Source organism: Streptomyces tauricus, assembly GCF_014650955.1.
Taxonomy (GTDB): domain Bacteria; phylum Actinomycetota; class Actinomycetes; order Streptomycetales; family Streptomycetaceae; genus Streptomyces; species Streptomyces tauricus.
In genome coordinates, this window is sequence record NZ_BMVY01000002.1 from 419,535 (window position 1) to 433,492 (window position 13,958).

Genomic DNA, 13,958 nt, shown 5'->3' on the forward strand with positions numbered 1-13,958 from the left:
ATCGGCTCTGACCTGCGCAAACGCAGCCGTCACAGGCGATTGTCAGTGGCGGGATCTACCTTCGGTCACATGACTCAGCAGGGGGTGCGCTGGACGGCGGATCAGGTGCTGGCACTGGCGCCTGACACCGCGTCACGCAAGGCGGGCAGCAAGCTCGGCGCGGCCGGGCCGTGGTCGGAGGCGGGCAGTTCCGAGGAGGGGACGGTATGGGGTCTGTGCAGGGGAAGCGGCAGCAAGCCGTACCGGACGGTGATCGACATCGCGGACTCCACCGGGCCCGCGTACAAGTGCAGTTGCCCGAGCCGCAAGTTCCCGTGCAAGCACGCGCTGGGGCTGCTGCTGCTCTGGGCCGGCGAGGACGGCGCGGTGCCGCGGGGGCAGGCGCCGGACTGGGCGGACGAGTGGATCGAGGGCAGGCGCAAGCGCGCGGACGACAAGCGGGCCGAGGGCGCGGCCGGTTCGCCGTCCGCGGGTGATCCGGAGGCGGCGCGGCGCAGGTCGGAGCGGCGGGCCGAGTGGATCACCGCGGGGGCGTCGGAGCTGGAGCAGCGGCTGACCGATCTGCTGCGGGGCGGTCTGGCCTCGGCGGAACAGCGGGGGTACGGGCTGTGGGAGGAGACAGCGGCCCGCATGGTCGACGCGCAGGCACCGGGACTGGCCGCGCGCGTACGGGAGTTGGGGGCGATACCGTCGTCGGGGCCCGGCTGGCCCGTGCGGCTGCTGGAGGAGTGCGCGCTGCTCCACCTCCTCGACCAGGGGTGGCTGCGCCGTGCCGCGCTGCCCGACGGGCTGGCCGCGACGGTCCGTTCCCGGATCGGGCTGCCCGGCTCGGCCGAAGGACCGCCGGTGCGTGACCGGTGGCTGGTCCTGGCCCAGTACGACACCGCGGACAGCCGCCTCACCACCCGCCGTATCTGGCTGTACGGGGCCGACTCGGGGCGCACGGCCCTGCTCCTCTCCTACGGGGCCGCCGGGCGCGCGCCGGAGCTGACGTTGCCCGTCGGGCTGACGTTGGACGCGGAGCTGTCCGCGTATCCGGGCGCGGGGCAGTTGCGGGTGGCTCTGGGTGAGCAGTTCGCCGCTCCGGCGCCCACGGAGTTCCGGCCGCCCGGGGTGGATGTGGCGCGGGCCGTGGCCCAGTACGGCGAGGCGCTCCGGGACGACCCGTGGCTGGAGTCCCGGCCCGCGACCCTCGCCCGCGTCATACCGACTCCGGACGGCGACGACTGGCAGCTGGCGGACGCCGACGGAGAGTTCGCCCTGCCGCTCACTCCGGCCGCCCGGTCACGCTCCGGTCTGTGGCGCCTGGTCGCCCTCTCCGGCGGCGCTCCGGTGACGGTCTTCGGAGAGTGCGGCCACCGCGGCTTCTCCCCTCTCACGGCCTGGCCGGAGGGTCCGGGCGAGGCGGTGACCCTGTGCTGACGGCACCGCGCGCCGGCCTCCTCGACTCCCCGACGACTCGCCCCCTACGAAAGGGACGCCCATGACCAGCACCCCTGCCCCCTCCCCCACTCCTGCTCCCGCTGCCACGGAGGCGTCCGCCGGGAGCCATTGGGAGGAGCTCGTGACCGTGGCGCTGCTGGGGACCACGCGCCGTACGCCACCGGGGGTCACGTCCCGGCGCGACGCACCGACGGCACTGCTGGACGCGGCGGCCGTGGAGACCGTGCGGAGACGAGCCGGAATGCGGCCGGGCCGGGCCGCGGCCCGTATCGAGCCCGCGGCCGTGGATTCCCGTCCCGCGCTCCCGCCGGCCGCGGCACGCCGGCTGACGATGCTGCTCGCCGACCGGCCGGGCGCGGGGAGCGGCGGCCGCCGGGGGACGGCCCCCGACCTCATGGAGCTGCTGCCGCAGTGGCTCGCCACGGCGAACCGGCGGGGTTTCGCGGCTCCTCCACAGGCGCTGCCCGCTCTGCTGGACGCGGCCCGGGGGCGTACGGACATCCGGCCGGCGGTGCTGGCGTTCGCGGGGCCGCGCGCACTGTGGCTGGCCCGGCTGAACGCGGACTGGCGGTTCGCGCTGCGGGCGGCGCCGGGCGGCGGTGCCGTACTGCCCGGGCCCGAGGAGCCGGAGCGGGTGCGCGCGTTGTGGGAGGAGGGGCTGTTCGCCGAGCGGGTCGCGCTGCTGGCGGCGGTCCGGGCACGGGACGCGGAGGCCGCGCGGGACCTGCTCGCCGGGACATGGGCGTCGGAGCGGGCCGAGGACCGGCTGATGTTCCTCGACTCGTTGCGCACGGGTCTGCGTGCGGCGGACGAGCCCTTCCTGGAACGGGCATTGGCCGACCGGAGCCGCAATGTGCGGGCCACCGCGGCGGAGCTGCTGTCCGCGCTGCCCGGCTCGGCCCTCGCCGGTCGGATGGCGGAGCGGGCCGGGTCCTGCGTCGCGGTCGACCATACGCACGGCACGCCGACGATAGCGGTGGAGGCGCCGCACGAGTGCGATCCCGGCATGGAGCGCGACGGCGTGGTGGCCAAGGCTCCGGCCGGCCGCGGCGAACGGTCGTGGTGGCTGGGCCAGTTGGTAGAGGCGGCCCCGCTCGGCACCTGGTCGCGGCGGCTCGGGGGACGCACACCGGAGGAGATCGTGGCGCTGCCCGTGGCCGACGACTGGCAGGACGAGCTGCATGCCGCGTGGTGCCGGGCGGCGGTGCGGCAGCGGGACCCTTCCTGGTCCAGAGCGCTGCTGGGAACACCGGCGGCGCCGGAGGCGGGCGGGCCGGGAGCGGTGTCCCTGGCCGAGCGGGCGAAGCTGCTCGGCACGTTGGGCGCCGAGGAGCGGGCCGAGTGGGTGGCGGGATTCATAGCCGTGCACGGACTGTCGGAGGCGTTTCAGCTGCTCGGGGTGTGCGCGGTGCCCTGGGCCGGCCCGTTGGGGCGGGCGGTGGTGGACGCGCTCAACATCGCGCGGGACGCGGGGAGTTATCCATGGAGTTTCAGCGGGGTCATGGGACTGGCCGAGCGCTGTCTGGATCCGGCGGAGGCCGTCCGCCTCGAAGCGCTCACAGCCGTCCCCGACGAATCGGAGAACGCGGCTCCGGGCGCCGGGGGTTACTGGGCCGAATCCTTCCAACGCCTGGTCACCACGCTGCGCCTGAGAGCAGCCATCCAGAACGAACTGACCCAGCCGTAACGGGCGCCTGCCAAGGGGCACGGGGAACTGCGCGACCAGCCGAGAGCAACCCGCACCCTCACACCGACCGGCCGCACCAGACCACCCGCCGGCACCCGCAACCCCCTAGGGGCGCGGGGAACCGCGCGACCAGCCACGGGCAACCGGCACCCGCCCGCTCACCCCGGCCACCCCGCCGTCCCGGCGGCGCCTCAGACAGGCTGGCGCACGTTCGCCCGCACCCAGTCCACGATGGCCGTGGTCGTGGCCCCGGGCGTGAAGATCTCGGCGACGCCCTTCTCCTTGAGCGGCGCGATGTCCGCCTCCGGGATGATCCCGCCGCCGAACACCTTGATGTCCGCGGCGTCGCGCTCCTTCAGGAGCTCGATGACCGCGGCGAACAGCGTGTTGTGCGCGCCGGACAGGATGGACAGCCCGATCGCGTCGGCGTCCTCCTGGATCGCCGTACCCACGATCTGCTCGGGCGTCTGGTGGAGGCCGGTGTAGATGACCTCCATACCCGCGTCCCGCAGGGCCCGCGCGATCACCTTCGCCCCGCGATCGTGTCCGTCGAGCCCCGGCTTGGCCACCACCACGCGGATCGGACCGGTTGCCACACCCATCACTGCCTCCATGAACCGACTACACCGATCTGCAGAGATCTGTTCCGACCAGGGACGGTCGCCCCACCTGCACCTGCACCCACACCTGCTGCTGCGTCCGCACCGACGGGCCGCGACGGCGACCAGCCGCCACCGCGCCCATCCCAAGCATGCATCCCGGACCTGCCCGGCACGACCGCCCCGCACCGCACGGTCCGGGGAAGTGAACGAACGTTATCTCCACCATCCCGCAACCGGCAGTTTCGCGGTGGAGACCGAGGGGGAAATCACACGGTGGGACAAGTTCGCAGCGCATCGATCCCGCACACCGCGACACACGGTTCGCACCCGGGACGGGCGCAAGGGAAACCGCTACGAGGTCTCCGCACCTCCGCGCCGTCAGCCGCGCGACGGGGTGGTGCGGCGCATCGGCGATCGCACGACGACGGGCACCCCGTCGCTCCACCGGCGTCACCCACGCCGCACGTGCACCGTCGCCTTCCTCATCCATCGGCTTCCCACGAGGGCACACGGGGGACAGAGGGTTCCTGCCGTGCGCCGACGGGAGGTCGGCCATGAAGGTCACCAGGGCACTGCTGCCCCTTCTTCCACTCTGCCAGCGCCTGCTCCCCACCAGGCTGGCCGGGCTCTCACTGACGCTGCTGAAGGCGACGGCCCTGGAGATCGCGATCCTCGCCGGCCATCTCGTCCTCTACCCCTCCGGCATCACCCCGGAGCGCCGCCGGTCCCCGATCCCGACCCAGTCCCTGGCGGACCTGCCCGACCCGGACCTCGGCATGGACGGCGCGGACGGCACCGCCGACGCCGCCCGGCTGCCCACCCCGGACAAGCCCCCCGTCGTCCTGCTGCACGGCTTCATAGACAACCGCTCGGTCTTCGTACTGCTGCGCCGCTCCCTGGCCCAGCACGGCAGGCAGCAGATCGAGTCGCTCAACTACTCTCCGCTGACCTGCGACATACGGACCGCCGCCGAGCTGCTCGGCCGGCACATCGAGGAGATCTGCGAGCGCACCGGCCGCCAGCAGGTGGACATCGTCGGCCACAGCCTCGGTGGACTGATCGCGCGCTATTACGTGCAGCGCCTGGGCGGTGACGTCCGCGTCCGGACCCTGGTCACCCTGGGCACCCCGCACGCGGGCACCCGCGTCGTGCCGCTGATGAACGCGCACCCGATCATCCGGCAGATGCGCCCGGGCTCCGGTGTACTCGAAGAGCTGCGCAAGCCCGCCCCGCACTGCCGTACGCGGTTCGTGAGTTTCTGGAGCGACCTCGACCAGCTGATGGTCCCGCTGGAGACGGCGTGCATCGAGCACCCGGATCTGCTCGCGCAGAACGTTCGCGTGAGCGGCATCGGACATCTCGCCTTGCCGGTGCACCCGGCGGTCGCGGCCGGCATCCGTCAGGCCCTGGACGTCGAGGAGGAAACCGCCCGCGCCGCCGCTCACACCGGCGGCCTGACAGTGGCGTGACGGAGAGTGCCTGCCCGCAGAGGCTCAACCGGAAGCGGACGTCTGCAGTCGTTCCGCCCGAACCGGGGCAACGGGGAGCGGCGGCAAGCGCACTAAGCGGAAGCTGAGTTCGCCTCCAGACGCGTCTTTTCTTCGAACGTTCATCGAACGCAAGGCCAAAGCTCTGCCCATCCTCCGCCGAAAGGCATCCGAATGCCCCTTTCCTGAGAGGAGGAAACCTGCCGAAGATTGTCGCGCCCGCATACCGCCGGGTACAGTCGCCGCACTGCTCTGCCAGCCCCTGTTGTCGAGGCGAAAGAGAAGTTGGTGAACGACCGTCACCCGTCGGGGACCGTAACTCCCCCGGCTCCGGCTCCCGAGGCCGCCTCGGCGCATTACGCGTCCTATGGCCAGCAGGGCGCCCCGCACGGCGACTTCACCACGTACGACACATATCCCGCCACCGGTTTTGACCCGGCCGCCACCGGTTCGTACGGCACGACAGGTGGTTACGACATGACGGGCGCCTACGCGACGACCACGTTCGACACGGACCCCCTCTTCGGTGATCTGCCCGGCAACGGAAGCGGAACCGACGGGAGCGGCGGTGGAACGGGTTCGTACGGCACCACGACCGACGCGTCCCACAGCGGTAACTGGACTGATTCCACCGGCAGTCACCAGACGCTGAACTACGACCCGTACGCGGCCCAGCACCACGCCGCCTACGAGACCGGCAGCTACGACACGAGCGGCGTCTGGCCGGACACCGGTTATCAGCAGCTCGGTGAGATCCCGACGCAGGCCACGAGCCCCGACGGCACCGGGCAGTGGGACGCGAACGCCTGGCAGCAGGCCCAACAGGCCGAGCCCACCCAGCAGTGGACGGCGCCGACCTTCGAAACGGGCACGTACGACGCCACGGCCTGGAACTCGGACGGCGGCGAGCAGCCCCAGTCCCACACCCAGCTCCACCCGCAGGCGCAGCACGAGTCCTACGACGAGCAGGACGCGTACGACCAGCGGGAGTCGTTCCACCAGCAGGCCACCGCCACGTTCGAGCAGGTGCCGTTCGAGGAACAGGTAACCGCGCAGAGCGAGTTCAAACACTCCGGCCACACCGAGGCCGACGACCTCGCCGACGCGGACCCCGACACGCACGCCCGTACGCACGATGACGGCGACGACGAGCCCGAGTTGCTCGACGGCGTCGAGGAGATCACTCCCGTCGCCGGCGGCGCGCGGGCCTCCCGCGCCGGGTCCCGCGCGGCCGGACGTTCCGCTTCCCGGTCGCGGCGCCGCACACCGCCCAAGCGCTCCGCGCTGCTGACGATCGCCGTACCGTCGGCGTGTGTGATGGGTGTCGCCGGTATCGCCGCCGCGTCCGTGACCGGTGGCGACGGCGGAGACGACGTCCAGACGACGGCCGCCGCGCCCGATGCCGGCGTCGTGAAGCCGTCGGTCGCGAACAACAAGCTGGACGCCCAGCTCGAAAGCCTCTCCGCGGACGCGGACGACTTCGCGGACCGGGCGAGCCGGACGCAGGAACGTATCGACTTGAAGGCCGAGCAGGCTGCCGAGAAGCAGAAGGCGGCGGCCGAGGCGGCCCGCAAGGAGCGGCTGCGTCCGAAGTTCGCGCTGCCGGTCGCACGGCACGGGCTCAGCGCCTACTACGGCCAGGCCGGCATCAACTGGATGTCCGTGCACACCGGTATCGACTTCCCGGTCTCGTACGGCACGACGGTGATGGCCGCGACGGACGGAACCGTCCGTACGCAGTGGAACAGCGCCTACGGGAACATGATCATCGTGACGGCCAAGGACGGCACGGAGACCTGGTACTGCCACCTCTCCACGTACAAGGTCGCCTCGGGGACGGTCGTGAAGGCCGGCGACCCGATCGCGTACTCCGGCAACTCCGGCAACTCCACCGGCCCGCACCTGCACTTCGAGGTGCGCCCCGGCGGAGGTTCGGCGATCGACCCGCTTCCGTGGCTGCGCAGCCACGGCATCGACCCCACCTAGGACCCGAGAGCGCCCGTTCGGCGGCCCCCCGGACCGCCGGAGCTGCGCGGTCGGCGGAACCGCTCGCTCGGCGGAACCGCTCGCTCGGCGGAACCGCTCGCTCGGCGGAACCGCTCGCTCGGCGGAGCCGCGCGGTCGGCGCGGCCCCGCTCGAAAGTCCCGTCCCGCCCGGCGCTAGAGCTTTTCCACCGGCGCGTACCGCAGCAGCAGGCGCTTCGGCTTCTCGCCGCCGAAGTCGACCGTCGCCTCCGAGTTCGCCCCCATGCCCTTCACTCCGACCACCGTGCCGAGGCCGAACTGGTCGTGGGTGACCCGGTCTCCGACCGCCAGCGCCACCACCGGCTTCTCCGAGGAACCGCGCCGCGTCGCGAAACCGGACGCGCCCGAGGCCGCCGAACGGGAACGGGACGAGGACAGGGAAGCCGCCACACCGCCGACCGGACCGGAAGCCACCGCCCCCATCGAACCCGTGCGCTTCCAGTCCAGATGCGCCTCCGGGATCTCCTCCAGGAAGCGGGACGGCGGGTTGTACGAGGGCTGCCCCCACGCGCTGCGCATCGATGCCCGCGTCAGGTACAGCCGCTCCCGCGCGCGCGTGATGCCGACGTACGCGAGCCGCCGCTCCTCCTCCAGCTCCTTGGTCTGGCCGAGGGCGCGCATGTGCGGGAAGACGCCGTCCTCCATACCGGTGAGGAAGACGACCGGGAATTCGAGGCCCTTGGCGGTGTGCAGGGTCATGAGGGTGATGACCCCGGAGCCGTCCTCGTCCTCGTCGGGGATCTGGTCGGAGTCGGCGACCAGGGCCACCCGCTCCAGGAAGGCGGCCAGCCCGGTCGGCGTACCGACCTCGGCCTCGGCTTCACCCTCATTCGCGGTCGCGACCTCGCCGCCCGCCGCCTCCTGCTCAAACTCCAGGGCCACGGAGGCGAGTTCCTGGAGGTTCTCGATGCGGGTCTCGTCCTGGGGGTCGGTGGAGGCCTGCAACTCGGCGAGGTAGCCGGTGCGTTCGAGGATCGCCTCCACGACGGTCGCCGGTCCGGCGCCGGACTCGACGATCGTACGGAGGTCCTCCATCAGCGTGTTGAACCGCTTGACGGCGTTCGTCGAGCGGGCCGCCATGCCGTACGCCTCGTCGACGCGGCGCAGCGCCTGCGGGAAGCTGATCTTCTCGCGCTGGGAGAGCGCGTCGATCATCGCCTCGGCGCGGTCGCCGATGCCTCGCTTGGGCACGTTCAGGATGCGGCGCAGCGGTACGGAGTCCTCGGGGTTCGCGAGCACCCGCAGGTACGCGAGGACGTCCCGGACCTCCTTGCGCTCGTAGAAGCGGACACCGCCGACGACCTTGTAGGGCAGGCCGACCCGGATGAAGATCTCTTCGAAGACACGGGACTGGGCGTTCGTACGGTAGAAGACGGCGACGTCGCCTGCCTTCGCGTCGCCCGCGTCGGTGAGACGGTCTATCTCCTCGGCGACGAACTGCGCCTCGTCGTGCTCGGTGTCGGCGACATAGCCGGTGATGCGCGCGCCCGCGCCGGCGTTCGTCCACAGGTTCTTGGGGCGGCGGGATTCGTTGCGCTCGATGACCGCGTTGGCGGCGGTCAGGATCGTCTGCGTGGAGCGGTAGTTCTGCTCCAGCAGGATCGTCGTCGCGTTCGGGTAGTCCTCCTCGAACTGGAGGATGTTGCGGATCGTCGCGCCGCGGAAGGCGTAGATCGACTGGTCGGCGTCACCGACGACGCACAGCTCGGCCGGCGGAAGGTCGGCCTCCGACGGCGGTACGTCCTCGGGGTGCGCGACGGGGTCCGTGGCGCTGCCGACGAGCTCCCGGACGAGGGAGTACTGCGCGTGGTTCGTGTCCTGGTACTCGTCCACGAGGACGTGACGGAAGCGGCGGCGGTAGTGCTCGGCGACGTCCGGGAAGGCGCGCAGGAGGTTGACCGTCGTCATGATCAGGTCGTCGAAGTCCAGCGCGTTCGCCTCGCGCAGCCGCGACTGGTACATCGCGTAGGCCTGGGCGGCGGTCTTCTCGAAACCGTCGGAGGCCTGGGCGGCGAAGTCCTCCTCGTCGATCAGCTCGTTCTTCAGGTTCGAGATCTTGGCGCTGAAGGACTTCGGCGGGAAGCGCTTGGGATCGAGATCCAGGTCACGGCAGACCAGGGCCATGAGCCGTTTGCTGTCGGCCGCGTCGTAGATCGAGAAGGAGGACGTGAAGCCGAGCTTCTTGCTCTCCCTGCGCAGGATCCGCACGCACGCGCTGTGGAAGGTCATCACCCACATCGCGTTCGCCCGCGGGCCCACGAGCTGCTCGACGCGCTCCTTCATCTCGCCCGCGGCCTTGTTCGTGAAGGTGATCGCGAGGATCTGGCCGGGGTGCACCTTGCGCTCGCCGAGGAGGTGCGCGATGCGGTGGGTGAGCACCCGGGTCTTGCCGGAGCCGGCGCCGGCCACGATGAGCAGGGGTGAGCCGTGGTGGACCACCGCCGCGCGCTGGTTCTCGTTCAGCCCGTCCAGGAGCGCGGCCGGGTCCACGAGCGGCCGGGGGGCGCCGCCGCGGTAGTAACCGTCCCTGCTCGGAGGAACGTCGAAGCGCCCGCCGAACAGGTCGTCCGGAGCGTGGTCCGGCTCCTCGTCGTCGGGCGGCGGCGGGGGCTCATCCTCATGGGCCGGAGGGGGCTGGAGGTCCGCCAGGAAGCTGTCATCAAAGAGGCTGCTCATCGCTCTCCGAGTCTAGGCGCCCCCACTGACACCCCGCCGCCACCCCGGAAACTCGGCGGAATCCGGGCCGGGAGCCAAGGCCAGAGCCTCACCCGTGATGAGCGCGCCACTACAGATGGCGACCACCGCGGCATCGATGCGGTGCGCGACGACACCGCTACAGGGGGCCAACTTCACCCGTCGCCTGAACCGCGCACGGATGGCCTCCGTATAAGCGTGCAGAGACAGGGCGCACGAGCACACCACCCGCCGGAGGTAACTGCCGAGCCGACCGGAACCGGCCCGTCGGCGCGGGGCGCCACTCCGCACCCCGACCGCCCCGCCGCCGCCCCCCTCAGGGACAACTCGGAGCAGATCGCGACCAATTGGCGTCGACGGACGACAGTCGTGGTCCAGGTCACGAAAATGTATCGGGCATATCGCACATCAAACTTCACAGGTGCCACACGTATTGGCTAACTTTCGCGTAGGCCGCTCGACCCGCACCGGCGAACAACGCCGGGCCGAGCGGCCTCCGCCGAATCCGTCATGCCCTCGTGGCCTGCGGAACCGGGGACCCAACCGATCCTGGGGTGAATCGGTCCGAACTCCCTCGCGGGACACGGACCGTAGGGCAAACCTTCCGAAGCACTCGCCCGAACCCGACAGCTAACTCGGTAGGCGGATGACGGAAGGAGACGCCCTCGTGGCGCCACACCGCAAGTCGCGGCCCCCCAGTTCCCTGGGCATCCGGACACCGGCCATCGCCACCGCCGCCCTGACCTCGGTGGCCCTGCTCTCCCAGACGGCGGACGCCTCGCCGGCCGCGGAGCCCAGGCCGAGCACGGAGGAAGTCCAGAAGAAGATCGACGACCTCTACCAGCAGGCGGGTACGGCCACCGAGAAGTACAACGCCGCCAAGGAGAAGACCACCAAGCAGCGCAAGCGCGTCGCCACGCTCCTCGACGACGTGGCGCAGCGTACGGAGAAGCTCAACAGCGCGCGTGAGGCGCTCGGGACGTTCGCCGCGGCGCAGTACCGCACGGGGGCCTCCGCCCCCGACACGGCCTCTCTCCTCCTCGCGGACAACCCGCAGGACTACTTCGACCAGACCCAGCTGATGAACCGGCTGACCGCCCGCCAGAAGCAGGCCGTCGACGAGTACGTCACCCAGCGGGCCACCACGTCGAAGAAGCGGCAGGAGGCATCCGAGGGCCTGGAGACGCTCACCACGACGCAGAGCACGCTGAAGACGTCCAAGGCCGACGTCCAGCGGAAGCTCGCCGAGGCGCGCGAGCTCCTCTCCAGGCTGACCGCCGAGGAGAAGGCCCGCCTCGCCGCGATCGAGCGGAAGAAGCAGGAAGAGGCCCGGCGCAAGGCGGACGAGCTGGCGCGGCAGCAGGCGGCCGACGCGGAGCGCCGGCGCCAGGAGGCGGCGACGCAGGGCACGGGAACCGCCGCGGGCACCGGTACGGGCACCGGTACGGGCACCGGGAGCGTGCCGGGCGCGGACTCCGCCTCCTCCACCAAGGCGGCCAAGGCGCTCGCCTTCGCCCGCGCCCAGATCGGCAAGCCGTACGTCTGGGGCGCCAGCGGCCCCGGTTCGTACGACTGCTCCGGCCTGACCCAGGCCGCCTGGAAGGCCGCCGGTGTGACCCTCCCGCGCACCACATGGGACCAGGTCGAGACCGGCACGACGGTCTCCGTGGACAACGCCCAGCCCGGCGACCTGGTCTTCTTCTACGACGACATCAGCCACGTCGGCATCTACATCGGCGACGGCATGATGATCCACGCCCCGAAGCCGGGTGCGTACGTCCGCGAGGAGTCGATCTACTACATGCCGATCCACAGCGTGGTGCGGCCGGGCTAGCGGCCTGTGCGGGTCCGGACGGGGTACGGCGCGAGTGTGCCGTACCCCGTCCGCGTTCCGGGACGGTCGCGTTCCGGGACGGTCGCGTTCCGGGACGGTCGCGTTCCGGGACGGTCGCGTTCCGGGACGGTCGCTCAGGTCCAGAGCACCGCGATGAAGATGTTCACCGTGGTCAGCCCGCCCACCAGGGCGAACAGGCCCTTCTCCACCTTCTCGTCGTCCCGCTTCACGTAGACGAGGCCGAGGATCACGACCAGGAGTGCCAGCTTCACGCCGATCTTGATGTTGTTGACGGTCTGGTCGTCGGCCTGGTTGAGGCCGACGAGGACCGCGCCGGTGACCAGCATGGTCAGTGCGCCGTGGAGCATGGCGGGGGTGAAACGGGCCGTGCCGTCGCCCATGGCCCTCAGCTGCGTGAGGAAGCCGCCCAGCAGGGAGGCGATGCCGATGATGTGCAGGGCGACGAAGACATGAATGAGTACGTCCATGAGCCCGGACCCTAACCGGACGCCCGCATGCCACCTCCCACCGGCCCGCCGCCCGTGCTCCCTGCGGCCCTCAGCGGGGCCGCAGGCGGGCCTCAGGCGGGCTTCGGGCGAAAGTCCATAGCACCGTCGCCCGTCCCGCTCCCCCACAACGCGCCCATCGGTCACCCCACCACGCCAAGTCGGTGGCAGCGGGCCCGGATCACGGTCGTACCCGATCAGCTCATGGCCGAGTGGCACCACTTCCGTACATGCCGTTACCACCGGCACATCCCGAGGTTTAGCGTCCTTCCCCAGGTGACCGGCTCCCCACCACAACCGCCCGGGCCAGGGCGGCAGTCGGCACCACCGCCAAGAGGTCCGGCGGCGGCCCGCTCCCCCTGTGCGGGCTGCCGCCGGACGTGCAATCAGCCCCTGAGGGCCACCGTCGGGACATACGAGTGCCCCGGCGGCCGTACGGAAGGAACGTGGATCGCACGTGGCAGCGCACCGCAAGCCCAGACAGCGCTCGTTCGGCGGCGGTACGGCCCGCACCGCCTTCACCATCGCCCTCGCGGGCGCGGCGAGCGCGACCGGGTTCGACGGGACGGGGGTCGCCGCGCCCGAGCTGACGCCCGCCCAGGTGAAGGCGAAAGTCGACAAGCTGTACCAGGAGGCGGAGGTCGCCACCGAGAAGTACAACGGTGCGAAGGAGAAGTCCACGAAGGCGGCCGACCGGCTCGGCACCTTGCAGGACGAGGCGGCGCGCAAGACGGAACGGCTCAACTCCGAGCGCGTCGCACTCGGTTCGCTGGCGACGGCCCAGTACCGGGACGGCGGCATCGATCCCTCGCTGGGGCTGATGCTCTCCTCGGACCCCGATCAGTACCTGGACGGGGCCGCGTTCGCCGAGCGGGCCGGCAGCAGGCAGGCCTCGGCGGTCTCCCGCGTACGCACACAGCTGCGCGACATCGAGCAGTTGCGCGGTGCCGCGCACATCGAACTCACCTCGCTCAAGGCACGGCAGGCGGACCTGAAACGCCACAAGAAGACAGTCACCGGCAAGCTCGGCGAGGCACGCCAACTGCTGTCGCGGCTGCCGGACGCGGACCGGGCCCGCATCGGCGCGGACGACCCGGACACCGCACGCGCCTCACGTTCCGGGCAGGCCCCCCGCGGCCTCGGCCAGGGCTCCCCCTCCACGACCGCACCCAACGCCCGGGCGGCGGCAGCGGTCTCGTACGCCTACGGGAAGCTCGGCAGCCCCTACGTGTGGGGCGCCACCGGCCCCGACGCCTTCGACTGCTCGGGGCTGACGCAGGCCGCGTACCGCTCCGCGGGCATCTCGCTGCCCCGCACGACATACGCGCAGATCAACACGGGCCAACGCGTCTCCCGTGCCGAACTCCAGCCCGGTGACCTGGTGTTCTTCTACTCGGGCATCAGCCACGTGGGGCTGTACGTGGGCAACGGACAGATGGTCCACGCGCCGAACCCGTCGGCGCCGGTACGGGTCGCACCCATCGACGAGATGCCGTTCGCGGGGGCGACGCGGGTGGCGTGAGGGGACCACGCGCCGTCGCGCACCCACGGCTACCCCTCCCGTCGGCTACGTCCACGGCTACTCCACCACGAGTCCCACCGCCTCGGCGACCAGGCCGACCCGCTCGCGGAACTCCTCCACGCCGGAACGGCCCACCATCGGCCGGCGGCCGGCGGGCA

The 13,958-nt window shown here is 71.5% G+C and carries 9 protein-coding genes and 1 riboswitch; of the genes, 6 read left to right on the top strand and 3 right to left on the bottom strand.

Going from position 1 to position 13,958, the window contains the following annotated elements; all coding sequences use genetic code 11:
- The first annotated feature begins 69 nt into the window (after nt 1-69).
- Both IE278_RS06490 and IE278_RS06495 read left to right on the top strand, forming a co-directional pair.
- Complete coding sequence (locus IE278_RS06490; protein WP_189769629.1) at nt 70-1,422, top strand: SWIM zinc finger family protein; 1,353 nt, start codon at nt 70-72, stop codon at nt 1,420-1,422.
- A gap of 61 nt (nt 1,423-1,483) precedes the next feature.
- Nucleotides 1,484-3,130, top strand: coding sequence for a DUF5691 domain-containing protein (locus IE278_RS06495; RefSeq protein ID WP_189769630.1), 1,647 nt, complete (start codon nt 1,484-1,486; stop codon nt 3,128-3,130).
- 191 nt (nt 3,131-3,321) lie between these two features.
- Here the strand turns inward: IE278_RS06495 and icmB are convergent, their stop codons facing one another.
- A complete protein-coding gene (gene icmB, locus IE278_RS06500; protein ID WP_189769631.1) occupies nt 3,322-3,732 on the bottom strand; it encodes a coenzyme B12-dependent isobutyryl CoA mutase small subunit in 411 nt (136 codons plus the stop codon).
- A 554-nt stretch (nt 3,733-4,286) separates the two neighbouring features.
- Here icmB and IE278_RS06505 point away from each other — a divergent pair.
- Nucleotides 4,287-5,201: a lipase family alpha/beta hydrolase gene (locus IE278_RS06505; protein ID WP_189769632.1), complete on the top strand. Its 915-nt coding sequence runs from the start codon at nt 4,287-4,289 to the stop codon at nt 5,199-5,201.
- Nucleotides 5,202-5,507: 306 nt separating this feature from the next.
- On the top strand, nt 5,508-7,205 hold the full coding sequence (locus tag IE278_RS06510) for a M23 family metallopeptidase (RefSeq protein ID WP_189769633.1): 1,698 nt from the start codon (nt 5,508-5,510) through the stop codon (nt 7,203-7,205).
- 174 nt (nt 7,206-7,379) lie between these two features.
- On the opposite strand, the gene pcrA is transcribed toward IE278_RS06510, so the two are convergent.
- Entirely contained in the window at nt 7,380-9,920 is a 2,541-nt protein-coding gene (gene pcrA, locus IE278_RS06515) for a DNA helicase PcrA (protein ID WP_189769635.1), read from the bottom strand.
- 505 nt (nt 9,921-10,425) lie between these two features.
- Nucleotides 10,426-10,598, top strand: a riboswitch (cyclic di-AMP (ydaO/yuaA leader).
- A 7-nt stretch (nt 10,599-10,605) separates the two neighbouring features.
- Between pcrA and IE278_RS06520 the strand changes: the two genes are divergently transcribed.
- Entirely contained in the window at nt 10,606-11,772 is a 1,167-nt protein-coding gene (locus IE278_RS06520; RefSeq protein WP_189769638.1) for a C40 family peptidase, read from the top strand.
- Nucleotides 11,773-11,906: 134 nt separating this feature from the next.
- On the opposite strand, the gene IE278_RS06525 is transcribed toward IE278_RS06520, so the two are convergent.
- Complete coding sequence (locus IE278_RS06525) at nt 11,907-12,260, bottom strand: hypothetical protein (protein ID WP_189769640.1); 354 nt, start codon at nt 12,258-12,260, stop codon at nt 11,907-11,909.
- A 475-nt stretch (nt 12,261-12,735) separates the two neighbouring features.
- On the opposite strand from IE278_RS06525, the gene IE278_RS06530 reads away from it, so the two are divergent.
- A complete protein-coding gene (locus tag IE278_RS06530) occupies nt 12,736-13,800 on the top strand; it encodes a C40 family peptidase (RefSeq protein ID WP_189769642.1) in 1,065 nt (354 codons plus the stop codon).
- Nucleotides 13,801-13,958: the final 158 nt, after the last annotated feature.